Genomic DNA, 23,261 nt, shown 5'->3' with positions numbered 1-23,261 from the left:
CGCGCTGCTGGTGCTGGACCGGTGCCTCCGGGCGTAGGGTCGGTCCATGGCCCCGCCTCGGACCCCCATCGAAGCCGTGCTCCATGCCGCCCGTGACGTGACCAAGCTCGACTGCGCGCTCGACGCCGAGATGCTCGGCACCGCGCTACTCGGCAGCGTCTACGCGATCGCGGAGGAGGACCGCAGCAGCGCCGTCCGGGACTTCGTGAGCGACTTCCTCTCCGCGACCTCCCGCCGGCGTACCGCCGCCGCGACCACGATCCGGACGGTCTTCGCGGCCCTGGTGCCGGACGCCGCCGGCGCCGCCGCCGTCAAGCCGGGCGCACAGGCGCCGTCCTGGTCCGACCAGCTCGGCAAGGTACGGCTGACCGGCAGCTACGCCTACGGCGACGTGTACGGTGACCAGACCTCCTACCTCGCCACCTTCGCCTACGACGACAGCGCGGCCGGCGGCCCGGAGCACGCCGTGGTGGCCCTGGTCGACCACAACATCGGCATCACCAAGGACGTCTTCGTGGGCGGTCCCGCCGAACGGATCCTCGGCCAGGTCCGGCAGATGTGTGACGGCGACGCCCTGACCTGGTTCCGCGAGGAGGATCCGGCTCGGCTCCGTGGCGAGGTGGACCGCCACCTGCACATCACCGACGAGCTGGGCGACCTGCCCGGCGAGGGCTCGCTCGCCACCGACCGGACCCTGGTCGGTGCCCGCCTGGCGCTGCTCCCGCCGCCGGCACCGGTCGCCACGATCGGGGCGGGGCCGGAGCCGATCTCGGCGGCCGAGCGGGACCGGCTGGTCCGCACCTTCCTCGCCTCGCCGGAGGCGGCCCGCTTCGGGCTGCCCGAGGTCCCCGAGACCGACCTCGCCTCCCTGCACTTCTGCCTCAGCCTGGTGCTCGACCACTCCGCCACGTTCCCGGACCCGGACCCGCTGCGCTGGAGTCCGGCGGTGGCCGGGCTCTTCCTGCTCGACTGGGTGCACCGGCGGGCCGTACTCGACATGGACGACGCCGCGATGCTGCCCCGGGTGGTCCGGAGCTGGTGCGCGTACGCCGCGCGGCGGCGGGGACTGCCGGCGGAGGCGGCGGCCCAGACCGACAACTCGGTCGAGGAGATGGTGCCGGAATTCGTCCGGCTCTACACCACCGGTGAGCGGCGCAGCCCGGCGACGGCGGCGGTGGCCCAGCTCATCGCCGACGGCGTGGACCCGGACGACCCGGCGGCGCTGGACGCCTGGATCGAGGCGAACCGGCAGCGCCTGGACGACGACCCGACGTGACGGCCTCGCCCGTCAGTCCTGCTCGGCGGGCTGGCCCAGCAGCCGGGCGCGGCGGGCGGTCAGCGCGGGCAGGTCCACCCGGAGCGGCCACGGGTGCGCGGTGCCGAACGGCTCCGTCGTGTAGTGGGTGACGTAGCGGTATTTGCGGCTCCCCGCGTCGAGCCGGAGCTCGGCCAGGGAGATCGTCGGCTTCTCCTCCTCCGGCACCACGATCCAGTATGCCGGCACCCCGGCCCGGGCGTAGAGCGCCCGCTTGGTCTCGGTGTCCCGCAGTGCGGAGGTCGGCGAGACCACCTCGACCACCAGCAGCGCGTCGGTGATCGGGAACGGGGTGCGCCGGAGGTGCTCCACCCGGGTCACCACCACGTCCGGCCGGGGCTCGTTGTGCGCGTCGACCGTGGTCGACTGGTCGGTGCCGACCGCATACTCCTCCGAAGGACACGAATCCTCCAGGATGTTGGCGATCCACCGGGCGATGGTGTTGTGGTCGATCGTGGCCGAGGGGGACACGATGATGCTCCCGTCAACCAGCTCGTAGCGCCGGCCGTCATCGGGCAGGGCGTGCAGGTCTGCCGTGGTGTAGCCGTGCGGGCCGGGCCGGTCGAGGGCGATCGGGGCGGCGGTCATCGGACCTCCGGGATCGGTCGGGGAAGCCACGAGGTCAAGGCTACGGGTGGGACGTTCACGGGCGCCACGCTAACGGAGAGCACCGACAGTTTCACGTAACGACGCCGGGGGCGGCGCGAGTGCGCCACCCCCGGGGTTACGGGTCCGTCGGTCAGATCTCGACCTCGTGGTGGTCGTCGTGCAGTCCGCCCCCGCCACCGGCCGGCGCGGTGGTGCCGCCGGTCGGGCCGGTCAGCGGCCGGGTGAGGCTGCGGGTGTCGTAGGCGTACGTGATGACCGCGTGCGCGACCGCGTCGGACATCTCGTCGATCGCCTTCAGGCTGATGTTGTCGATGTCGTCGCAGGCCTGGTGGTAGCAGGGGTCGTAGGCCACCCCGGCGGTGCCGCCGTAGACCCGGGCCTCCTCGGCCGTCTTGACCAGTTCCGCCCCGGTGAAGAGGCCGCCGGACGGGATGTCGACCCCCTCCGCGATGAACGGCCCGTAGTCGCTGCGACCGGAGAACGGCGTCTCGGCCGAGGCCAGCCGCTGCGACCGGAAGTAGTCGTGGAAGAGCTTCTCGATCGCGCCGGACCCGGGCGGGCCGGCGGCCGAGCCGGTGCCGGGCGGGAAGGCCGAGTTGTCACCGTCGTAGACGAACCGGACGTAGTTCGGCGAGCCGACCATGTCGAAGTTGAGGTAGAGCGCGATCCTGTCCCGCTCCGCCTCCGGCAGGTTGGCGATGTAGTACGTCGAGCCGACCAGGTTGGCCTCCTCGGCGCCCCAGAGCGCGAACCGGACCTTGTTCTTCGTGGGGAACCAGCGCATCTGCTCGGCGATCTCCAGCAGGGCGGCGCTGCCGCTGCCGTTGTCGTTGATCCCCGGTCCCTCCGGCACGGAGTCGAGGTGCGCACCGGCCATCACCACGTTGCGGGGGTCGCCCCAACGCGACTCGGCGAAGATGTTCTCGGTGGTGGCCTGCCCCCGGTAGGTGTCGGTGAAGACCCGCAGGGTGAGGCCGTCCGCGACCTGACCGGCCAGTTCCTGGCCGAGTGCCTGCGAGACCCCGACGGCGGCGAAGTCCAGCGTGTACGCGTTGCCCAGCGTCCCGGAGAGGTCGCCCGGGATGTTGTTGTAGATGACCACCGCGGCCGCGCCGGCCGCCGCCGCCGTGCTGGCCTTCTGCCCGAAGGGGCAGGTGCCACGGCTGATCACGACGATCGTGCCGACGTTGGCCGGGCCGAAGTCCCCGGGGTTGCAGCCCTGGAAGTCGCCGGCCGGCACGCTGGCCGGTGCGGTCACGTCGGCGCTGCCCGAGTAGCTCATGATCCGATGTGGCAGGTCACCCGCGGGCGCCGAGACGCGCTCCAGCTCGGACGGTGTGTTGATCAGGAAGGTCTGGAAGTCGAACGCCTGGCGGGTGACCCGGTAGCCGGCCTTCCGGAACACCTTCTCCGCATAGTCGACCGACCTGTCGTATCCGGGTGCGCCCGACGCCCGGTTGCCGTTGTTGCGGTCGGCGATCTTCTGCAGCTCCCTGAGATGCTGCTGCACGCCCTTGGCGGTGACCGCCTTGCGTAACACCCAGGAGCCGAGGCTCCCGAGGCCGGAACTCGCCTGTGCCGGCGAGGGCGCCGCCACCACCGCCAGCGCCGTCACGAGTGTGGTGGCCAGCAGGCCACGGCTCCACCGATTGTTGGTGCGCCCCACGCTGCCTCCCTGTCGGGTCACCGGGGTTACCGGTCTTGTCGAGGGAGGTCAGCATAGCCAGGCGTGCATGGCCGGTGAATAGTCCGGACGAGTGCGCTCACCGGACGGTGGTGCCGCGACGGGCGCCTCCGCGGGCACCGGTGGCCGGCGGACCACGACCTGGGAGAGCAGGTGTGGCCCGCCGGCACCGCCGGTGACCGGTCTGGCCCCCCGCCAGCCGATCGGGCGGCGGCGCCGACCCGCCGGGCCAGCGCCGCCGGAGGCCGTCGTTGCCGGTCGACGACCTCGTCCGGTAGATCGGTCCCGGCCGGTGGTCCGGAACCGAATCCTTTCTCGTCCTGTTGACGATAACCACTGTGATAGCTTCTCGTCAAGGTGGTGATAATTCAGATGGCCGAATTTCCGCCGTTCGCCGTGACCGTCGACCTGGTGGTCCTCACCGTGCGCGCGGACGACCTCTGTATCCTGCTGGTCCGCCGGGGTGTCCCCCCGCACCAGGACCGATGGGCGCTCCCCGGCGGCTTCGTCGGCTTCGACGAGGACCTGCCGGAGGCCGCCGCCCGGGAGCTGACCGAGGAGACCGGGGTCCCCGAGCCGATCGGCCATCTCGAACAACTCGGCACGTACGGCTCACCGAAGCGCGACCCGCGCGGCCGGGTGGTGACGGTGGCGTACCTGGCGCTGATGCCGGACCTGCCGCACCCGGTCGCCGGCACCGACGCGGCGGCGGCCGACTGGCTCCCGGTCTCCCGGATCGCCGACGCCCGACTCGCCTTCGACCACGACGCCATCCTGGCCGACGGGCTGGAACGCGCCCGGGCCAAGCTCGAGTACACCCCGCTGGCCACCGCGTTCTGCCCACCGGAGTTCACCATCGCCCGGCTGCGTGCGGTCTACGAGACCGTCTGGGGCAGCCGGCTCGACCCGCGCAACTTCCATCGGAAGGTCACCAGCACTCCCGGGTTCGTGGAGCCGGCCGGCCGGGTCACCGAGGGCGACCGGGGGCGACCCGCCCAGCTCTTCCGGCGCGGTCCGGCCGAGGTGCTGCACCCACCGATGCTCCGCCCGTCCGTGACCCGCCGCTGACCCACACACCGCTCCGACCCGTCCGTGATCCACTGCCGCTCCATCAGCCGCGATCCGCCAGGCGGTCGCCCGGCGGCAACTACGAGCCCGTCACCGCGGCAACTCAGGGACCGTCACCGCGGCAACTCAGGAATCGGTCGCCGGCGGCGGTGTGCCCGGCACCGGCACCGGGGTTGGTGCCGGGGTGGTGGCGGTGCCGGACGGTGGAACGCCCGTGGGCGTGGGCGATCCGCTCGGCCCGGACGACGGGGGCGTCCCGGTCGGGTGCTCCGACGACGGCGACGGGAACGGCGACAGGGACGGCGACGGCGGGCTCGGGAAGGGGGACGGGGAGGGAGAGGGGGAGGGGGGCGTGGCCGGCGGCGGGGAGGGTACCGGGGACTGGGTCGGCGTGCCGGTCGTGGGCGGCGTCGGCACGTTCGGGATCTCCGGTCCGTCCGTCGGTGCCGGCCGACCGACCGGCGGCGGGCCCGGCTCCCCCACGGCGAAACCGGGCCGCTCGGCGACGGCGCCGGGCGGGACGGCGAGCGGTCGGGAGCCGGCCTGCCGGGACCGGTCGCCGCTACCGGCCGGGCCCGGTTCCGCCACCGGCGGCGCCGTCGGAAGAGGCGCCACCAGCGGCGACGCGCCGGCCGGCGGTGGCACGAACGGGGTGGCGTCGGCCGGACGCATCCCGTCGGAGACGGTCGCCGAACCGCTGCCGATGGCCGCCAGGATGGGCAGCGAGGAGGTACCGGCCAGCAGGGCGACGGTGAGCAGGTAACGGCGGGCCGGCCGACCGAGCCCTTCCGCCCGATGCACGCCGGTCACTCTCCGGTACGCGACGTGCGTACCCCCGGACCGGCGGTGCCGGGCCAGCAGCACCGGAGCCGGAGGCTCGGAACCGTGGTTGGGCACGGGAAACTCCTCCCGGACAGGATCTCGGTCGCGTGATTTCGCCGCTACCTACAGTGGCGGAGTAACTCTGTGTTGGCCAGCGTCACACAGCGTGTCAGTTGCCGAGTTTCGGTCGCGGCGGTTTCCGTACCCGATCAAATGGGTTGATGTGGTGCGAAGCCGGCGGCGTTCCGGAGACGGCCGAGGCCGACCTGTAGCGGTACCCGGTTGCTCTGCGAATATGGAGCCGACGGCAACGCGGCCGCGACCTTCGCGCACCCCCGCGGCAGGCAGGACGTGGTGCCGGCGCTCGGTGGACCAGCTCGGCCAGGAGCGGCCGGAACTGGTCCGCGCCGCGTGGCTGCCCCTACCGGGGACAGGCGCGGCAGCCACCCCCGGTCCGGCACCAGCCGGACGGGCGCACCAGCTGCGCGGTCGGGACACCCCCGGTGCCGACGCACGAACGACAGGGAGATAGGGATGGCGAAGGGCGATCCCGCGGGCACGGCCCGCGGCAGGCGAGCCACACCCCGGTCCGCACGGTCTGGCGGCACGTCCCCAGGCACCGGTGACCTGGTGCAACTACTCACGCCCGAGGGTGACCGGATCGACAAGGTCACCTGGTCGGACGGCACGGAATACCGCGTCGACTTCACCGACGAGGAATACCGCGGGCTCTACCGCGACCTGGTGCTGGTCCGCCGGCTCGACACCGAGGCGACCGCGTTGCAGCGCCAGGGCGAGCTGGGCATCTGGGCGAGCCTGCTCGGCCAGGAGGCGGCCCAGGTCGGCTCCGGTCGCGCGCTGCGACCGCAGGACATGGCCTTCCCGACCTATCGGGAGCACGGGGTCCTCTACTGCCGGGGCATCGACCCGATCATGCCGCTCGGCCTCTTCCGCGGCGTCGACCTCGGCGGCTGGGACCCGAACGAGTTCAAGTTCAACATGTACACCATCGTCATCGGGGCGCAGACGCTGCACGCCACCGGCTACGCGATGGGCGTGAACATGGACGGCAAGACCGGCACCGACGACGGCGAGGCGGTCATCGCCTACTTCGGCGACGGCGCCTCCGCGCAGGGTGACGTGAACGAGGCCTTCATCTGGTCGGCCGTCTTCAACTCTCCGATCGTCTTCTTCTGCCAGAACAACCAGTACGCCATCTCGGAGCCGCTGGAGCGGCAGACCCGGATCCCGCTCTACCAGCGGGCGGCCGGCTTCGGCTTCCCGGGCGTACGGGTGGACGGCAACGACGTGCTGGCCACGTACGCGGTGACCCGGGCGGCGCTGGACAACGCGCGCCACGGTCAGGGCCCCACCCTGATCGAGGCGTACACCTATCGGATGGGCGCGCACACCACCACCGACGACCCCACCCGCTACCGGATCGCCAGCGAGGTCGAGGCGTGGCAGGCGAAGGACCCGATCGCGCGGGTCCGGGCGTTCCTCGGCAAGCAGGGCATCGCCGACGACACCTTCTTCGCCGAGGTGGAGGAGCAGGCCAGGCAGGAGGCGCTGCGGCTGCGCGAGCGGGTGCTGGAGATGCCCGACCCCGAGCCGCTGACCCTCTTCGACAACGTCTTCCCGAACGGCTCGCCCGAGGTGGACGCCCAGCGGGAGTTCATGGCCCGCTATCTGGACTCGTTCGAGGGGAGCGTGCACTGATGGCCACCGAGACCCTCACCCTGGGCAAGGCGATCAACCGCGGCCTGCGCCGCGCCCTGGAGCAGGACCCCAAGGTCGTGATCATGGGCGAGGACGTCGGCAAGCTGGGCGGCGTCTTCCGGATCACCGACGGCCTGCAGAAGGACTTCGGCGAGAACCGGGTGATCGACACCCCGCTCGCCGAGTCCGGCATCGTCGGCACCGCCGTCGGCCTCTCCATCCGCGGCTACCGCCCGGTCTGCGAGATCCAGTTCGACGGCTTCGTCTACCCCGCCTACGACCAGATCGTGTCGCAGGTGGCGAAGATGCACTTCCGCTCGCAGGGCAAGGTACGGGTGCCGATGGTCATCCGGATCCCGTTCGGCGGCGGCATCGGCGCGGTCGAGCACCACTCGGAGTCCCCGGAGGCGTACTTCGCGCACACCGCCGGGCTCAAGGTGGTGGCCTGCTCGTCGCCGCAGGACGCGTACACGATGATCCAGCAGGCGGTCGCCTCCGACGACCCGGTCGTCTTCCTGGAGCCGAAGCGGCGCTACCACGAGAAGGGGCAGGTCGAGCTGGACGCGCCGGTCGGCGACGCGTACCCGCTGCACGCCTCCCGGGTGGTCCGGCCGGGCCGGGACGGCACGCTGCTGGCGTACGGGCCGATGGTGCGTACCGCCCTGGAGGCGGCGACCGCCGCCGAGGAGGACGGTCGGGACCTGGAGGTCATCGACCTGCGTACCCTCTCCCCGCTCGACCTCGCCCCGGTCTACGAGTCGGTGAAGCGGACCGGCCGGTGCGTGGTGGTGCACGAGGCACCCGGCAACCTCGGCCTCGGCGCCGAGATCACGGCGCGGATCACCGAGGAGTGCTTCTACTCCCTGGAGGCCCCGGTGCTGCGGGTCACCGGCTTCGACACGCCCTACCCGGCCGCCCGGCTGGAGGAGGACTACCTGCCCAACCTCGACCGGGTGCTCGACGGCGTCGACCGCACCTTCGGGTGGTGAGCCGGATGTCACGGGTGCGCGAGTTTCCCCTGCCGGACCTCGGCGAAGGGCTGACCGAGGGCGAGATCCTCAAGTGGCTGGTCCAGGTCGGTGACACGGTCGAGCTGAACCAGCCGGTGGTCGAGGTCGAGACCGCGAAGGCGGCCGTCGAGATCCCGGCCAAGTGGGCCGGGAAGATCACCGCGATCTTCCACGACGAGGGCACGGTGGTCGACGTCGGCGCGCCGATCTTCGCCGTCGACACCGATCCCGGCGCCGGTGACCTGCCGGAGCCGTCGGCGGCCTCGCTGGCCGCCGTCGAGGTGGCACCCGCCGAGGGCGCCGTCGAGCCCGGTCTGATCGGCGGGCCCGCCCCGGGTGGCCGGACGGCGGTGCTGGTCGGGTACGGCCCGCGTACGGGCGCCGCGAAGCGACGACCCCGCAAGGGTGCGGCGGCGCCGAACGGCGTACCGGCGGCGAGCGCTCCTGCGGCGCCGAACGGGGTCGCGGCGTCGGGCGCGCCGCCCACCGCGGCGCCGGCTGCCGAGCCGGCACGACCGGCGGCGACTGCCACACCGGGGCCCCGGACCGGTGGTACCGCCGCCGCCCCGGGTGCACTGGTGTTGGCAAAGCCGCCGGTGCGCAAGCTCGCCAAGGATCTCGGGGTGGACCTGCGCACCCTGAGCGGGTCGGGGCCGCTCGGGTCGATCACCCGGGACGACGTACACCTGGCGGCGGCCGGAGCGACGACGGAGGCGGAGCCGGCGACGGCCGGCACGAGCACCTCGGCACCGGCCTTCGGGCCGGACCGGGAGCAGCGGATCCCGGTCCGGGGCGTGCGCAAGCTGACCGCGCAGAACATGGCGGCGTCGGCGTTCACCGCCCCGCATGTCACCGAGTTCCTGACGGTCGACGTGACCCGCGCGATGAAGGCGCTGGACCGGCTGCGCGGGCGTCGCGAGTGGCGGGACGTCCGGGTCTCGCCGCTGCTGCTGGTCGCCAAGGCCGTGCTGCTGGCGGTCGGCCGCCATCCGATGGTCAACTCGACCTGGGCCGGCGACGAGATCGTCGTCAAGGAGTACGTCAACCTGGGCATCGCGGCGGCGACCGAGCGCGGCCTGATCGTGCCGAACATCAAGGACGCCGGGCGGCTCACCCTGCGCGAGCTGGCGGACGCGTTGACCGCACTGGTGCAGACCGCCAAGACGGGTCGGACGGCTCCGGCCGACATGTCCGGCGGCACCCTGACCATCACCAACGTCGGCGTCTTCGGCGTCGACACCGGTACGCCGATCCTGCCGCCGGGCGAGTCGGCGATCCTCGCCTTCGGGGCGGTCCGGGAGATGCCCTGGGTGCACAAGGGCAAGGTCAGGGTGCGCCAGGTGACCACGCTCGGGCTCTCCTTCGACCACCGGATCATCGACGGCGAGTTGGGCTCGAAGTTCCTGCGTGACGTGGGCGACTTCCTGACCGATCCGGAGGCGGCGCTGCTGGGTTGGACCTGACCCGGACGGCGCCCGCACCACCTGCGGACGAGGCGGCCGGTGTGCTCCGGGTTACTCCCGGGCACACCGGCCGTTTACATTTGCTTACGAAGAACCGTCGGTCAGGTTGCTGTCTTACCTTTGATTCTTCGGTTGGTGGTGCAACTCACCTAACAATCACTGGCAGCCGCCGTTGGCGCGAGGTTCAATGGACACATCAGACGGCCACCACAACCGAATAAGCCAGGGGGCGCAAGACCATGAGCATGATCAACCGGATCCGCAGCCGCCGGGAGACCGCGCGCCGCGAGCGGGCGATCCGACGGGCACTGCGGGCGAGCAACTCGCCGGCTGTCCGTGACGAGATCCTCATCGCCGCGCAGCGTTACTACGGCTGACCTCGACAGACTCCTCACCTCCTCCGCACCAGATCGACGGCCCGCCCGGGGCGCTCCGGGCGGGCCGTCGGCGTTTCCCACCCGGGCCACACCGGAGTTCCGTCCCTGCGTCACCGCCCGGTACGGTGGGCTCGGTCGTCGACCGACCGGCCGGTAGGAAATGCGCCGAGCAGAACTCGGTTCGGCCCGCCCGAACGACCGGTCCGACGACCCGCGCTGCCCGGGCGGCGCCGGCCTGGACCGGCTACCGTGCGGGGAGCTTGCCCAGCCGGTGTCACGCCGGAGTCGCCGGCAACCCGCCGGCGATCGGTGCGCATGACCGGCGCGGCCGACATGTGATGGAGGAGGCGCGCGCATGACGTCCGAGGATCCGCAGCACCCCGGCCGGTGGCCGGACGAGGCTGCGCCGGGCGCCGCAGGCCCAGCCACGTACGGCAATCCCGCACCACACCACGACGACCGGTTCCCACCGCAGGGCCCCGGTGGTACGACCCCGCCCGCCGATCCCGGCTGGGCACCACCCGCGGCCGCCGGGCGGGCCGGCCCGCACGCGGCCTGGCACGAGCAGCCGGGCAGCATGCCGGGTCAACCCGGCTGGGGATCGCCCGGCGACGAACGCGGCGCACCCGCGCCACGCCCGGACGGCCCCTGGGGGCCGTCCCCCGAGTCCGCCGGAGGCCCCTCCACGGGGCCGGGCTTCCCTCCCGAGTGGGGCAGCCCGCCGGGCCAGTCCGGCCCACCTCGCTGGTCCGGTGCCGGCCAGCCCGCCGAGCCGACGAGCGGCCCGCCCGGCTATCCGAACCAGCCCGGCTCCCCCGCCAGCCCGCCGGCCTACCCCCACCAGCCCCATTCCCCCGCCGACCCTCAGGGCTATTCGGACCAGCCGGCCGGCGGTGCTCCGGGCTTCCCCGGCCAACAGTTCGGAGCGCCGAGCCATCCGCCGGCCGCTCCCGGCAGCCCGGTCCAGTCCTCGTCGGCAGCCCCGGGCGGCCCTGTCCCGTACGCCGACCCGCCGAACTACTCGCCGGTGAACCGGCCGGTCATCCCCGACGGCGAACCGTGGCCGGCGGCCGAGGCATGGGGGGCGGCAGCGCCACGCCCGGATGCCGGCGGGCCACCGAGAGACCTCCCGCAGCGACCCGGCAACCGTCCGCCCGATGAGCCGGACGCACCGCAGGGCGGTGCGGCACAGGCGTCCGCTTGGGCACCACAGCGGCCGACCTGGTCCACCGGGCCCGGCAGCGCCAGGCCGGGTCCGTTCGAGCCGTCCCGGCCAGAGTTCGAGCGCCACGAACCCGACTTCGACCGGCGCGAACCCGACTTCGACCGCCACGAGCCCGCGTTCGACCGCCGCGAGCCCGACTTCGAGCGGCGCCAGCCGGACGGGCCGGCGTACCAGCCCGGGTTGGCACCGGGGATCTCGCCCGGGAACGCGGTGCCGTTGCCTCCGCAGGAGACACGGATCCCCGGCGCCAGCCTCGCGGCGTCACCGCCGGCCGACTATGCCCCGGCCGACTATCCGCCAGGGCCGGGGCGTCAGCCGGCGAACGAATACGAACCGGCGCCCCGCGAGGTGGCCGGCTGGGGTCCGGGGGCGTCCGAGGCGGCTCCGCAGTCACCCGCGGCACCGCCCGGCGCCCCGGCGGTCGTACCGCAGCCCCGAACCCCGAGCGACGCGGCGATCGCCGGGCGGGTCTCCGTACCCGGAGTCGCGAGCCGGCAGGAGTCGCCCGCCGAGCCGGACCGACCCACCGGGCGAGCCGTCGCCGGCAGTGCCGCCGTACCCGCGGCGAGCCGGGTGTTGCCGCCGGCCGACCTTCCCTCGGCGGCGGTACCCGCACCGAAGCCACGGGTGTACGGGCGCCCGGCCGGCGCCGAGGAACCGGACCGACCGGGCCCCGCCGGGCCGGGCGGCTGGGATGGCGACCCGCCGGGTCCGGACGCCCCCGGTGGCCGGGACGGTGAGCAGCCGGGTCCGAGCGCCTCGGACGGCTGGGACGGCGACCGGCCGGCCGGCGCGAACCAGCACCGGCCGGGACCGACGGTCTACGGTGCACCGCCCGCCCACCCCGGCCGGGATGACCGCGGTGCCGAATTCCCGGACGACCCACCGGCTACCCGAGGCGCCGTTCCGGGCGCCAGGGCACCGCAGGCCGACGCTCCCGACCGTCCAGCCGGCGGGCCGCCCTTCGCCGATCTGATCGGCCCGGGCGGCGCACCCGAGCAGGCCCCGGGCGGGATCGGAGTGGACGGGTCGGGTCCGGGTGGACCGGCGTCCTTCGGCGGGGACCGCTTCGGCGGCCCGGGCCAGGGTGGAGCCGACCGCTTCGGCGGCCCCGGCCAGGGTGGAGCCGACCGCTTCGGCGGCCCCGGCCAGGGCGATCGGGGCCAGTTCGACGGCGCGGGACCGTTCGACGGTGACCGCTTCGACGGTCGCGGTCCGGTCGGTGCCGGCCAGTTCGGTGCCGCCAGCGGGCCCGGTACCGACCGGTTCGGCGGGCCCGCACCCGCGCAGCCCGACTTCGGGCCTCCACCCGGCGGGCCGCCGCCCGGATTCGGCAGGCCCGGTCCGGCGGGTCCGGGACCGGCGACCTACGGCGCACCGGGCAGCCCCGCACCGTACGGGTCGCCACCGTCCGCGGCTCCGTCGAGTTGGGACGGGCCGTCCCCGCCGGAAGGAAGTGCCGAGCAGGGCCGGTTCGACGCGTTCAAGCCCGAGGCGGCCGAGGCGGAGGCCAAGACCGAGGCACCGACGCCGCAGGTCCGCAACGGCAAGGTGTTGTTCCTGGTGCTGGTCGCCGCGGTGCTGTTGCTGGCGATCCCGCTGGGCATGCTCTGGCTGCTCGGCAAGATCGGCAGCGAGGAGGCGGCACCGCCGTTCAACCCGGCGGTGGGTGCCTGTGTCAAGGACTCCGGTGGCACGCCAGTGGTCGCGGACTGTGCCGAGCAGGGCGTCTTCAAGGTGGCCTCGAAGGTGACCGACAAGAACGAGTGCCCGGCGGAGACCCCGCAGACCATCGTCATCCCGGAACGGCAGGAAGTGCTCTGCCTGGAGTCGGTGGAGACGGCTGCCGGCGGATAGCGGCCCGGCAGACCTGAGAGACGCCGTTACCGCCGCCCCCGCCCCCGCGTGGGGGCGGCGGTAACGGCATCGGTGCCGGCATGGCAGGGTGGCGCGTATGGCTACCTCGTCCCGCGTCCGTGCACCCGAACTGAGGGGGCGCCGGTGGCTCAACACCGGTGGGCGCGAGCTGACCCTCGCCGACCTCCGCGGCAAGATCGTGATCCTGGATTTCTGGACGTTCTGCTGCATCAACTGCCTGCACGTGCTGGACGAGCTCCGCCCGCTGGAGGAGAAGTACGGCGACGTCCTGGTCGTGATCGGGGTGCACTCGCCGAAGTTCGAGCACGAGCGTGACCCGGACGCCCTGGCCGCCGCCGTCGAGCGGTACGGCGTCGCCCACCCGGTGCTGGACGACGCGGAGATGGTCACCTGGCAGCAGTACGCGGCAAAGGCGTGGCCGACCCTCGACGTGATCGACCCGGAGGGCTACGTCGTCGCCACGATGGCCGGCGAGGGCCACGCCGACGGACTTTCCCGGCTGCTCGACGAGTTGATCGCCGGGCACGGGGCAAAGGGCACCCTGCACCGTGGCGACGGCCCGTACGTGCCGCCGGCCGAGCCGGAGACGGTGCTGCGCTTCCCCGGCAAGGTCGCCGAACTTGACGGCGGAAACCTGCTCGTCTCCGACTCCGCCCGGCACTCCCTGGTCGAGTTGGCCCCGGACGGCGAGACGGTGCTGCGTCGCATCGGCGCCGGTGAGCGTGGCCGGACGGACGGCCCGGCCGGGGTCGCCCGGTTCACCGAGCCGCAGGGCATCTGCCGGCTCCCCGCGCACACCGCCGAGATCGCCGGATACGACGTCGTGGTGGCGGACACCGTCAACCACCTGCTCCGGGGCGTACGTCTGGAGACCGGTGAGGTGACCACCGTGGCGGGTACGGGCCGGCAGTGGCGCTCCACCGTGGACGACCACGCCCACGACGCACTCGCCGCCGACCTCTCCTCCCCCTGGGACCTGGCCTGGTACGACGACCGGGTTATCGTCGCGATGGCCGGCATCCACCAGCTCTGGTGGTTCGACCCGGTCAAGCGGACCGTGGGGGTATTCGCCGGCACCACCGTGGAGGCGCTGCGGGACGGTCCGCTGCCGGATGTCTGGCTGGCACAGCCGTCGGGACTCTCGGTCTCCGCCGACGGCCGCCGCCTCTGGATCGCCGACAGCGAGACCAGCGCGCTGCGCTTCGTCTCCGACGGGGTGCTGAGCACCGCCGTCGGGCAGGGACTCTTCGACTTCGGCCACGTCGACGGCCCGGCCGAGCAGGCGTTGTTGCAGCATCCGCTCGGCGTCGGGGCGCTGCCGGACGGGTCGGTCCTGGTGGCCGACACCTACAACGGCGCGATCCGGCGGTTCGATCCGGATACGGGGACGGTCTCGACGGTCGCCGACGGGCTCGCCGAGCCGAGCGACGTGGTGGTGACCTCTGCGGGCGAGGTGCTGGTGGTCGAGTCTGCCGGGCACCGGTTGACCAGGCTGGCACCGGGTGCGCTCACCGCGGGCGGCGCCGGCACGGTCGCCGGCGACCGGCACCGTACCGAGCGGCCGCCCACCGATCTCGCCGCGGGCGAGTTGACCCTGGATGTGATCTTCGAGCCGCCGCCCGGGCAGAAGCTGGACGAGTCGTTCGGCCCCGCCACCCGGCTGGAGGTCTCCGCCTCCCCGCCGGAACTGCTGCTCGACGGCGCCGGGGTGGGCACCGAACTCTCCCGCCGACTGGTGCTGAACGAGGCGGTCAGCTCCGGAGTGCTCCAGGTGGTGGTGCAGGCCGCCACCTGCGACGCCGAGGCGGAGCACGCCGCCTGCCACCTGAGCCGCCAGGACTGGGGAGTGCCGGTGCGGATCACGCCGGAGGGCGTGCACCGGCTTCCGCTCGTGCTGCGCGGCCTGGACGGCTGACCGTCCGCCGACGCCCGGCTGGGGGACGATCAGAAAATAGGGGCCAACGTGACCGGAACCACTGCCAGGACACTACCCTTGAGTAACCTACGGTGCCGTAACCTGTTCCTGTGAGTACCTCCGCGCCGATCCGGCTACGCCCCGTCGACCTGGGCAAACCACGGATGCGAGGCTGGCTGCACACGTACGCCTTCTTCGTCGCGGTGGCGGCCGGCGTCGTGCTCTGCGCGATCGCCGCGACCCGGCCCGGCTGGACGCCGCTGATCAGCTGCGCCATCTACAGCGTCACGGTCTGCGGTCTCTTCGGCACCAGCGCGCTCTATCACCGCCGGGTCTGGTCCGAACGCGGCTACCGGCTGATGCGCCGGATGGACCATTCGATGATCTTCGTTTTCATCGCCGGCACCTACACCCCGTTCTGCCTGCTGGTGCTCTCGGCGACGAGCGCCGCCGCACTGCTGCTGGTCGTCTGGTCCGGCGCGGTGGCCGGGGTGGCGATGAAGCTCGTCTGGCCGCACGCCCCCCGGTGGGTCTCCGCGCCGCTCTACCTGGCACTGGGCTGGGTCGCCGTCGCGGTCCTGCCGGACATCCTGGCCAGGGGCGGGGTCACCGTGCTTGCCCTGCTGGTGGCCGGCGGCGCGGCCTACAGCGTCGGCGCGGTCTGCTACGCGCTACGCCGACCCAACCCCTGGCCCACGGTCTTCGGGCACCACGAGCTCTTTCACGCCTGCACGCTGGTGGCGGCGATCTGCCACCACATCGCCATCTACTTCGCCCTCTTCGCCTGAGCCCCGCCCGCGGACCGGCCGGAACGCCCCTGGGCCGAACGGGAGCGAACATCGCCGGGCCGAACGGGAGCGAACATCGCCGGGCCGGGAACCGCCCCGGACGGACCGGAACGCCGCCGCCGAGCCGAGGTAGCGGGCTCAGAGCGGACGGCCGGGACGCCGCACCTCGTGGTACTCCTCGACGACCTGCTCCTCCCGGCCCGGCACCCGGGGATCCACCACGGGAGTGACGACCGTACGGCGGCGATTGCGCCAGAGGTACGTCGTCATGACCAGCCCGACCAGGCCGGCGAGCATCAGCACCCAGCCGACGACGCTCAGGTTGAGCCAACCCGTCTCGACGTGCACCGCGAACGCGAGGATCGCGCCGAGAGCAATGAGAAAAATGCTTCCACCGATGCCCACTGTGTCGCTCCTCCTAGGCTGTCGACTGGTACCGGCCGTACCGGCCGCGCTCCCGGTCCGTGAGGGTCGCGGCGCCCATCGACATACCCAGGCGTTTCAGATCTGAATCCGGCAAGCTGTAAGGAGCGTCGCCACCGGCGCCGGACCGGCAGGACGGGGGCGGAACGGGACGGAACGGGACGGAACGCCGCTGGCCGTCCCGGCCGAGCCCGGACCTGCCCGGCCGAGCCCGACCTGGCCAGCCCCATCTGGCACGGACGGCACGCCACCCGACCGGAGGGAGAGCATCGTGACGGATACCAGCGCCCCCGGCACGACCGGAGCGAGCGGGCGGCCGGCCGGTTCCGGAGGAGCGGACGGCCCAGGCGGACCGGCCGGCTCGGGCCGGATCCTGGTGCTGCTACGCCATGCGAAGGCCGAACGCCCGGCCGCCGCGCCGGACGCCGAGCGGCCACTCACCGCGCGTGGACACGCCGACGCCGCCGCCGCGGGAGCCTGGTTGGGCCACGGCGGCTACCTGCCCAGTGTGGTGGTCTGCTCGCCAGCCAAGCGCACCCGGCAGACCTGGCACGATGTCGCGCTCGGCATGGCCGCACCGCCGATCCGCCCACTCGGCGCCCCGACGGGCCAGGGCCGCACCGGCGCCGCCGACCCGACGACGACCACCGGCCGCGGTGCCGTGCCGGCCGTCCGCTACGACCAGCGGATCTACCACGGGCGGACGGCGGACCTGCTCGACCTCGTCCGGGGCACGGATCCGGAAGCGTCCACCCTGTTGCTGATCGGGCACAATCCGACCATCTCGGAACTGTCCACTCTGCTCGATCCGGTGCACGCCGACCCGGACGGGCTGCGTACCAGCGGAATCGTGATCCACCGGATCGAGGGCGAGTGGACGGAGGTACGCGCCCAGGCCGGGCCGATCGTCAAGTGGCACACGGCCCGGGGCTGAACGCACCGTCCGGGTTGAGCCCCCGGTCGTCGTCAGGTGGGTGGTGCGCTCGGTGGTGGCGGATCCGGCGGCGGCGGCATCATCGCCGTCGGATGCGACAGCCGGTTCTCCTCGACGATCAGGGTCCGTGCCCGCTTCTTGCGGTCCTGCCAATACCACATCGTGGTGGCCAGCACCGCGACCCCGGCCAGGATGAGCACCCAGCCGACCGCCCGAAGATCGAGCCACCAGATGTTCGCTCTGATGGCGAACGTCAGGATGGCTCCCAGCGTGATGAGGAAAATTCCCGTACCGATGCCCATGTCCGCTGCACTCCCCCGTGCGATGGGTCGTGGGCTTTCATGACAGATCAGGCCAAACTGCTCCTGGCACCGCCTCAACAATAGCGCGGCGGCCGGGGAGGTATCGCTCCGCCGGCCGCCGAAATCCCGCTTGTCCAGTTCCGATCAGAAGGCTTCCTCGGGAAGTTCCATCAGGTCCAGGTCGGCGGCCTGCACGATCCGCCGGTCGGCGCCGATCCGGGGCAGGACCTCCCGGGCGAAGAACCGGGCCGCGGCCAGCTTGCCGGTGTAGAAGGCCTTGTCCGCGTCGCTCACCTCGCCGCTCAACGCCCGCAGCGCCACCTCGGCCTGTCGTTGCAGCAGCCAACCGACCACCAGGTCACCGACGGCGAGCAGGAAGCGCCGGCTGCTCAGCCCGACCTTGTAGATCGCGCGCGCCTCGCCTCCCTGCGCCTCGGCGAGCCATCCGGTCATGGTGCCGACCATCGCCTGCACCTCGCCGAGCGCCCGTCCCAGGGCGGCCCGCTCCTCCTTGAGCCGCCCGTCACCCGGTTCGGCCGAGCCCTCCGGGGCGGAGGAGGCGGAGGAGGCGGAGGCGGAATCGGCGCCACCGGCCTCGACGAAGGCCGTGATCTCACCGGCAACCGCCATCAGGCTCGCACCGCGATCCCGGACAATCTTGCGGAAGAAGAGGTCGAGGCTCTGGATCGCCGTCGTTCCCTCGTAAAGGGTGTCGATCTTCGCGTCCCGGACGTACTGCTCGATCGGGTAGTCCTGGAGGAATCCGGAGCCGCCGAACGTCTGCAACGACTCGTGACCGAGCAGCTCGTACGCCCGTTCCGAGCCGACACCCTTGACGATCGGGAGCAGCAGGTCGTTCACGCCCTTCGCGAGCTTGGCCGTGGCTTCGTCGCCGCTCGCCTCGGCGAGGTTGATCCGGTCCTGCCAGGTCGCGGTGTAGCAGACCAGCGCTCGGAGGCCCTCGGCGTACGCCTTCTGCAGCATCAGCGACCGGCGCACGTCCGGGTGGTGGGTGATGGTGACCCGGGGGGCGTTCTTCTCCGTCGACCGGAGCAGGTCGGCGCCCTGCACCCGGTTCTTCGCGTACTCGAGGGCGTTGAGGTAGCCGGTGGAGAGGGTGGCGATCGCCTTGGTGCCGACCATCATCCGGGCGTACTCGATGATCAGGAACATCTGCCGGATGCCGTCGTGCACGTCGCCGAGGAGCCAGCCCTTCGCCGGTACACCGTGCTCGCCGAAGGTCATCTCGCAGGTGTTCGAGACCTTCAACCCCATCTTGTGCTCGAGGTTGGTCGCGTAGACGCCGTTGCGCTCGCCCAACTCACCGGTCTCGGAGTCGAAGTGGAACTTGGGCACCACGAAGAGCGACAGCCCCTTGGTGCCGGGTCCGCCGACGCCCTCGACCCCGACCGGGCGGGCCAGGACATAGTGGATGATGTTGTCGGTCAGGTCGTGCTCACCACTGGTGATGAAGCGCTTGACACCCTCGATGTGCCAGGAGCCGTCGGGCTGCGGGACGGCCCGGGTGCGCCCGGCGCCGACGTCCGAACCGGCGTCCGGCTCGGTGAGCACCATGGTCGCGGCCCACTGCTTCTCGACGAAGAGCTTGGCCCACTTCTTCTGCAGCTCGGTGCCCTCGCGGTAGAGGGTGTACGCGAAGGAGGGACCGCCGGCATACATCCACAGTGGCGCGTTGGCGCCGAGGACCAGTTCGGCGGCCGACCACCAGAGTGCGCGGGGCGCCATCGTGCCGTCCAGCTCGGCGGGGAGGTCCATCCGCCAGAACTCCGAAGCCATCAGTGCCCGGTAGGACTTCTTGAACGGCTCGGGCAGCGGAGCGGTGTGCGTGGCCGGATCGAAGACCGGTGGGTTGCGGTCGCTCCCGGCGTAGCTGGTTGCCAGCTCCTCGCCGGCCAGCCGTTCGACCTCGGCGAGCACGTCCCGGGCGGTGTCGGCGTCCAGTTCGGCGTACGGGCCCGTGCCGAGCGCCTGGTCGACGCCGAAGACCTCGAAGAGGTTGAACTCGAGGTCCCGCCGATTGCTCCTGTAATGGGTCATGTGCCTCTGCTCCCCGGACTCGCGAACACAGGTTACTCGGCAGTAACAGAAGCCAATATTACTAGTCAGTAAGTCACCGGGGAGCATCCGTTGCAGTGACCCGCACCACAGTGACGGTAAGCCGACGCTGCGTACCGGCGAGGTGGAGCGACCGTCAGTTGTCGGCGGCGCCGACCTCCCAGCTCGGCACCGGCGCGGCGGTTGCCGAGTGCGGGCCCGGGTATTCCATCAGGACCAGCGCGATGTCGTCGTCGAGCCGGCCCCGCACCCACTCGACCAGCGCGGTTTCCAGCGAGGCCAGCCCGTCGGCGACGGTGCCGTGCCCGAGCAGCCGCCAGGCCCGGTCCACCGTGGGAAAGAACTCCCCGTCCCGGCGCGCCTCGCCGAGCCCGTCGGTGAAGAGCAGCAGCCGGTCGCCCGGTTCGAGCCGTTCGACCCGGGGCCGGACCACCGGCATGAAGCCGAGCGGCGGCGCGGGAGCCGGCGGCTCCATCGGAATCACCTGGCCGCGACGGAGCAGCAGCGGTGCCGGATGACCGCAGTTGACGATCGTGAGCGTGCCACCCCGTTCCTCGACCAGGGCCGCGGTCACGAAGTCCTCGTCACCGACGTTACGGGCCACCGCCCGGTCGAGATCGGCCACGATGGCCCGCAGGTCGGCCCGCTCGTAGGCCACGTGCCGGTACGACCCGAGCACGATGCTGGCCAGCCGGACCGCGTCCAGCCCCTTGCCCCGGACGTCGCCGATGATCATCCGTACCCCGTACGGGGTGTCGATCGCCTCGTAGAGGTCACCGCCGATGTCGGCGGCGGCGGTCGACGAGATGTAGTGCCCGGCCACCGCCAGGCTGCCGACCTGCGGGCCGAGCGGGCGCAGCACCGCCTGCTGGGCCACCGAGGCCAGCTTGGAGAGCTCGGCGATCCGGTCGGCCTGCCGCTGCCGGATGACCGCGAAGAGCGACGCGATCGCCGTCGCCAGCACCACGCCGACCAGGTTGACCGTGGTGGCCAGCGGTACGACGTGCCCGCCCCAGGCCAGCAGGGCCGCCAGCGCGGTGGCGATCACCCCGACCGCGACCACCACCCGCCAGGAGGCGAGGGCGGCGGCCAGGAACGGTGCCGCCGCGACGAGGCCGACATAGTTGACCTCGGATTCGTCCGCGAACTCCAGCACGGAGACGAGCACGAGCAGCACGAGGGCCGCGCCGAGGCCGGCGCGGGAACCTTGGCTCAGCGGGCGACGGCCCGGCGGCAGCAGTTGCATGGGTACGCCGAACAGCATGCCTGATAGACGAGCGCGATTGTACGAAGTTGGCTCCTCGTCCGATCGGGTTCTGGCCACCTGGCGCATTCCACAGGTCCGGATCCGCCGGATCTTGTCGCCGGGTCAGCCAGCCGTTGCAGGTCGAATGAACATTCCTGTGATCACTCCGCGCACTCCTCCGGTGACCGCCACCCGGCCGGACGGCCGCGATCCGGGTCAGCCGAGGACCTCGTAGCGCACGTCGACGGCGCCGAGGTCCAGCGAGGCGATCGCCGCGAACGCGGCCCGGGACAGGTCGATGCAGCGGCCGGCGATGAATGGCCCCCGGTCGTTGATCCGCACCACCACGGAGCGGCCGTTGTCCGGATTGGTCACCCGGACGCGGGTGTCGAAGGGCAGGGTCTTGTGCGCGGCGGTCATCGCGTTCGGGTCGAACGCCTCGCCGTTCGCGGTGACCTGTCCCTGGTCGTAGTAGGACGCGCCGCACGACCCGTTCCCCACCACCCGGGCCGAGGGGGTGGTCGCCGTCCGCTTGGCGGCGGGCTTCTTCGTACTCGTCCGGGTGCTGCTCGGCGATGGCCGGGAACTGGCCCGGGAGGCGCGGTCCGGTGCCCGGCTCGGCGCCGCGGTGGTCGCCCCGGGGGTCGGGCCGGGCGCTGCCGTCGCGGACCCGCCCGGCGGGCCCGGGGTGGTCGCGTCGACCGGGGCCGGCAGCGAGGTACTGGCGACCGGCTCGGTACCGAGCCCGGCCATACCGGCGGCACCCGCGCCGACCAGCACCACGGCGACCGCGCCGGCTGCCGCCAGGCCGGTCGGCGTCCTGAAGAACCGAGCTCGGGCATGCTTTCCCGCCACGGAGCCTCCTCCTCGTGCAAACCCCAGAGATCGTGTCGGACCGTAACTAGGGCGGCACTTCGGAAGTCAATGTGATCATCTGCTTTCGCCCGGTTATGTGGTGAAACGTGTAGCCGATCATCCGACCCCGGATGGGTCGGGTGTGCCTCCACGACCGGGGGCGCCGGAGCCGGGGCCGGGCGCGGATCCCGCAAGATGGTCGGCGTGCGGGCTGAACTGAGGCGGCGGCTGATCGACGCGTTCCGGTGGACCGATCCGGGGCCGGAGAGCACCCACCTGGTCAGCGACGTCTCCGGCTGGTGGCGGGACCCGGCGATCCTCGCCGGGATCGGCCCGGCGCTGGCCGAGCCGTACCGGGCCGCCCCGCCCACCGTGGTGCTCGCCCCCGAGGTCGCCGGGGTGCTGGTCGGGCCGCTGGTGGCCACCGCGCTCGGCGCCGGCTTCGTCCCGGCGCACAAGGACCTCGGCGAGCGGCGGATAGCCGAGCCCACCACCTGGGCCCGGACCGGCGCCGACTACCGGGGGCGCCGGCTGACCCTCGGGGTACGCGACCGGCACCTCGGCCCCGGCGACCGGGTGCTGGTGGTGGACGACTGGGTGGCGAGCGGCGCCCAGTTGCGCGCCCTCTACGAGGTCGTCGCCGCACGCGGCGCCACCGCGCTCGGGGCGGCGTGCCTGGTCGCCGCCTGTCCGCCGGAGATGGCTACCGAACTCCGGCTCGACAGCCTGCTGAGCGCGGCGGACCTGCCCTCCTGAGACTCGCCGCAGCGGTGCGCCGATCTCCACATGTTGTTCACAACGCGATCCAGGTTCCCGCACGCCGGCTTTCTACAGTCAGGGACATGACGGAACGCCGGATCCTGGTCGTGGAGGACGAGCGCACCATCGCCGAGTCGGTGGCAGCCCGGCTGCGGGCCGAGGGCTTCGTGGTGGAGGTCGCGCGGGACGGGCCGGGCGCCGTCGAGGCGTTCCGGCGCGGGCGACCGGAGTTGGTCGTACTCGACGTGATGCTGCCCGGCTTCGACGGCCTGGAGGTCTGCCGCCGAATCCAGGCCGACCGGCCCGTACCGGTGCTGATGCTGACCGCCCGGGACGACGAGACGGACCTGTTGGTCGGGCTCGCCGTCGGTGCCGACGACTATCTCACCAAGCCGTTCTCGCTGCGCGAACTCGCCGCCCGGGTACACGCCCTGCTGCGCCGGGTCGACCGGGCAGCGAGCGCGGCGCGCAGCGGTGCCGAGGTCCTCCGGATCGGGGACCTCGAGATCAACCAGGCCGAGCGGCGGGTACGCCGGGACGGCGTCGAGGCGCATCTGACGCCGACCGAGTTCGACCTGCTGACCCACTTCGCCAACCGACCTCGGACCGTGCTGCCCCGGGAACGGCTGCTCGCCGACGTCTGGGGCTGGGCCGACGGCTCGGGCACCCGCACCGTCGACAGCCATGTCAAGGCGCTGCGCCGCAAGCTCGGCGCCGACCTGATCCGCACCGTGCACGGCGTCGGCTACGCGTTGGAGGTACGGCCGTGACCAGCTTCTGGACCGGCGTGAAC

The 23,261-nt window shown here is 72.5% G+C and carries 20 protein-coding genes; 12 read left to right on the top strand and 8 right to left on the bottom strand.

Annotation, left to right across the window (positions count from 1 at the left end):
- Positions 1-46: 46 nt before the first annotated feature.
- Complete coding sequence (locus ACN28C_RS06245) at positions 47-1,276, top strand: hypothetical protein (protein WP_422772610.1); 1,230 nt, start codon at positions 47-49, stop codon at positions 1,274-1,276.
- Between the two features lie 12 nt (positions 1,277-1,288).
- On the opposite strand, the gene ACN28C_RS06240 is transcribed toward ACN28C_RS06245, so the two are convergent.
- Together ACN28C_RS06240 and ACN28C_RS06235 are read right to left on the bottom strand one after the other, a co-directional pair.
- Positions 1,289-1,903 (bottom strand): Uma2 family endonuclease, encoded by a 615-nt coding sequence (locus ACN28C_RS06240; protein ID WP_422772609.1) that lies wholly within the window; start codon positions 1,901-1,903, stop codon positions 1,289-1,291.
- 151 nt (positions 1,904-2,054) lie between these two features.
- Positions 2,055-3,590, bottom strand: coding sequence for a M28 family metallopeptidase (locus tag ACN28C_RS06235; protein WP_422772608.1), 1,536 nt, complete (start codon positions 3,588-3,590; stop codon positions 2,055-2,057).
- A gap of 390 nt (positions 3,591-3,980) precedes the next feature.
- Between ACN28C_RS06235 and ACN28C_RS06230 the strand changes: the two genes are divergently transcribed.
- Positions 3,981-4,676: an NUDIX hydrolase gene (locus ACN28C_RS06230; protein WP_422772607.1), complete on the top strand. Its 696-nt coding sequence runs from the start codon at positions 3,981-3,983 to the stop codon at positions 4,674-4,676.
- Between the two features lie 126 nt (positions 4,677-4,802).
- On the opposite strand, the gene ACN28C_RS06225 is transcribed toward ACN28C_RS06230, so the two are convergent.
- Positions 4,803-5,573, bottom strand: coding sequence for a hypothetical protein (locus tag ACN28C_RS06225; protein ID WP_422772606.1), 771 nt, complete (start codon positions 5,571-5,573; stop codon positions 4,803-4,805).
- A gap of 459 nt (positions 5,574-6,032) precedes the next feature.
- On the opposite strand from ACN28C_RS06225, the gene pdhA reads away from it, so the two are divergent.
- The 7 genes from pdhA (at position 6,033) to trhA (ending at position 15,873) form a co-directional block, all read left to right on the top strand.
- Positions 6,033-7,217, top strand: coding sequence for a pyruvate dehydrogenase (acetyl-transferring) E1 component subunit alpha (gene pdhA / locus ACN28C_RS06220; protein WP_422772605.1), 1,185 nt, complete (start codon positions 6,033-6,035; stop codon positions 7,215-7,217).
- Complete coding sequence (locus ACN28C_RS06215) at positions 7,217-8,206, top strand: alpha-ketoacid dehydrogenase subunit beta (protein WP_422772604.1); 990 nt, start codon at positions 7,217-7,219, stop codon at positions 8,204-8,206. Before pdhA ends, ACN28C_RS06215 begins: the two co-directional genes overlap by 1 nt.
- 5 nt (positions 8,207-8,211) lie before the next feature.
- On the top strand, positions 8,212-9,690 hold the full coding sequence (locus ACN28C_RS06210; protein WP_422772603.1) for a dihydrolipoamide acetyltransferase family protein: 1,479 nt from the start codon (positions 8,212-8,214) through the stop codon (positions 9,688-9,690).
- Between the two features lie 239 nt (positions 9,691-9,929).
- On the top strand, positions 9,930-10,067 hold the full coding sequence (locus ACN28C_RS06205; RefSeq protein ID WP_421496136.1) for a hypothetical protein: 138 nt from the start codon (positions 9,930-9,932) through the stop codon (positions 10,065-10,067).
- A gap of 355 nt (positions 10,068-10,422) precedes the next feature.
- Positions 10,423-13,149 (top strand): hypothetical protein, encoded by a 2,727-nt coding sequence (locus tag ACN28C_RS06200; RefSeq protein WP_422772602.1) that lies wholly within the window; start codon positions 10,423-10,425, stop codon positions 13,147-13,149.
- 97 nt (positions 13,150-13,246) lie between these two features.
- Positions 13,247-15,085, top strand: coding sequence for an NHL domain-containing thioredoxin family protein (locus ACN28C_RS06195; protein ID WP_422772601.1), 1,839 nt, complete (start codon positions 13,247-13,249; stop codon positions 15,083-15,085).
- A 110-nt stretch (positions 15,086-15,195) separates the two neighbouring features.
- Positions 15,196-15,873 (top strand): PAQR family membrane homeostasis protein TrhA, encoded by a 678-nt coding sequence (trhA, locus tag ACN28C_RS06190; RefSeq protein ID WP_421496139.1) that lies wholly within the window; start codon positions 15,196-15,198, stop codon positions 15,871-15,873.
- A gap of 138 nt (positions 15,874-16,011) precedes the next feature.
- Here the strand turns inward: trhA and ACN28C_RS06185 are convergent, their stop codons facing one another.
- Entirely contained in the window at positions 16,012-16,278 is a 267-nt protein-coding gene (locus ACN28C_RS06185; protein ID WP_422772600.1) for a DUF6458 family protein, read from the bottom strand.
- A 388-nt stretch (positions 16,279-16,666) separates the two neighbouring features.
- Here ACN28C_RS06185 and ACN28C_RS06180 point away from each other — a divergent pair, with 388 nt between their 5' ends.
- Positions 16,667-17,230 carry a SixA phosphatase family protein gene (locus ACN28C_RS06180; protein ID WP_422774548.1) on the top strand — a complete coding sequence of 188 codons (564 nt, stop codon included), beginning with the start codon at positions 16,667-16,669 and terminating at the stop codon, positions 17,228-17,230.
- 32 nt (positions 17,231-17,262) lie between these two features.
- Here the strand turns inward: ACN28C_RS06180 and ACN28C_RS06175 are convergent, their stop codons facing one another.
- From ACN28C_RS06175 to ACN28C_RS06160, 4 genes are all read right to left on the bottom strand, one after another.
- Positions 17,263-17,532: a DUF6458 family protein gene (locus ACN28C_RS06175; RefSeq protein WP_421496141.1), complete on the bottom strand. Its 270-nt coding sequence runs from the start codon at positions 17,530-17,532 to the stop codon at positions 17,263-17,265.
- Between the two features lie 144 nt (positions 17,533-17,676).
- Complete coding sequence (locus ACN28C_RS06170; RefSeq protein ID WP_422772599.1) at positions 17,677-19,590, bottom strand: acyl-CoA dehydrogenase; 1,914 nt, start codon at positions 19,588-19,590, stop codon at positions 17,677-17,679.
- A gap of 154 nt (positions 19,591-19,744) precedes the next feature.
- Positions 19,745-20,872: a PP2C family protein-serine/threonine phosphatase gene (locus tag ACN28C_RS06165; RefSeq protein ID WP_422772598.1), complete on the bottom strand. Its 1,128-nt coding sequence runs from the start codon at positions 20,870-20,872 to the stop codon at positions 19,745-19,747.
- A gap of 198 nt (positions 20,873-21,070) precedes the next feature.
- Positions 21,071-21,709, bottom strand: a complete 639-nt coding sequence (locus ACN28C_RS06160; protein WP_422772597.1) for a septal ring lytic transglycosylase RlpA family protein — start codon at positions 21,707-21,709, stop codon at positions 21,071-21,073.
- 204 nt (positions 21,710-21,913) lie between these two features.
- Here ACN28C_RS06160 and ACN28C_RS06155 point away from each other — a divergent pair, with 204 nt between their 5' ends.
- Positions 21,914-22,465, top strand: a complete 552-nt coding sequence (locus ACN28C_RS06155) for a phosphoribosyltransferase family protein (protein WP_422772596.1) — start codon at positions 21,914-21,916, stop codon at positions 22,463-22,465.
- Positions 22,466-22,551: 86 nt separating this feature from the next.
- Positions 22,552-23,238, top strand: coding sequence for a response regulator (locus ACN28C_RS06150; protein ID WP_422772595.1), 687 nt, complete (start codon positions 22,552-22,554; stop codon positions 23,236-23,238).
- Positions 23,239-23,261: the final 23 nt, after the last annotated feature.

The sequence above is a fragment of the Plantactinospora sp. WMMC1484 genome, from assembly GCF_049315195.1.
In the GTDB taxonomy this organism is placed as follows: domain Bacteria; phylum Actinomycetota; class Actinomycetes; order Mycobacteriales; family Micromonosporaceae; genus Plantactinospora.
Note: the sequence above shows the minus strand (reverse complement) of the source record. Positions and strands in the feature narration are given on the sequence as shown.

What these genes read in the sequence shown, in the direction of transcription:
- ACN28C_RS06245 (WP_422772610.1), top strand. Translation starts at nt 47, where the DNA reads ATGGCCCCGCCTCGGACCCCCATCGAAGCCGTGCTCCATGCCGCCCGT.
- ACN28C_RS06240 (WP_422772609.1), bottom strand. Translation starts at nt 1,903, where the DNA reads ATGACCGCCGCCCCGATCGCCCTCGACCGGCCCGGCCCGCACGGCTAC.
- ACN28C_RS06230 (WP_422772607.1), top strand. Translation starts at nt 3,981, where the DNA reads ATGGCCGAATTTCCGCCGTTCGCCGTGACCGTCGACCTGGTGGTCCTC.
- pdhA (WP_422772605.1), top strand. Translation starts at nt 6,033, where the DNA reads ATGGCGAAGGGCGATCCCGCGGGCACGGCCCGCGGCAGGCGAGCCACA.
- ACN28C_RS06215 (WP_422772604.1), top strand. Translation starts at nt 7,217, where the DNA reads ATGGCCACCGAGACCCTCACCCTGGGCAAGGCGATCAACCGCGGCCTG.
- ACN28C_RS06210 (WP_422772603.1), top strand. Translation starts at nt 8,212, where the DNA reads ATGTCACGGGTGCGCGAGTTTCCCCTGCCGGACCTCGGCGAAGGGCTG.
- ACN28C_RS06205 (WP_421496136.1), top strand. Translation starts at nt 9,930, where the DNA reads ATGAGCATGATCAACCGGATCCGCAGCCGCCGGGAGACCGCGCGCCGC.
- ACN28C_RS06200 (WP_422772602.1), top strand. Translation starts at nt 10,423, where the DNA reads ATGACGTCCGAGGATCCGCAGCACCCCGGCCGGTGGCCGGACGAGGCT.
- ACN28C_RS06195 (WP_422772601.1), top strand. Translation starts at nt 13,247, where the DNA reads ATGGCTACCTCGTCCCGCGTCCGTGCACCCGAACTGAGGGGGCGCCGG.
- ACN28C_RS06175 (WP_421496141.1), bottom strand. Translation starts at nt 17,532, where the DNA reads ATGGGCATCGGTACGGGAATTTTCCTCATCACGCTGGGAGCCATCCTG.
- ACN28C_RS06170 (WP_422772599.1), bottom strand. Translation starts at nt 19,590, where the DNA reads ATGACCCATTACAGGAGCAATCGGCGGGACCTCGAGTTCAACCTCTTC.
- ACN28C_RS06165 (WP_422772598.1), bottom strand. Translation starts at nt 20,872, where the DNA reads ATGCTGTTCGGCGTACCCATGCAACTGCTGCCGCCGGGCCGTCGCCCG.
- ACN28C_RS06150 (WP_422772595.1), top strand. Translation starts at nt 22,552, where the DNA reads ATGACGGAACGCCGGATCCTGGTCGTGGAGGACGAGCGCACCATCGCC.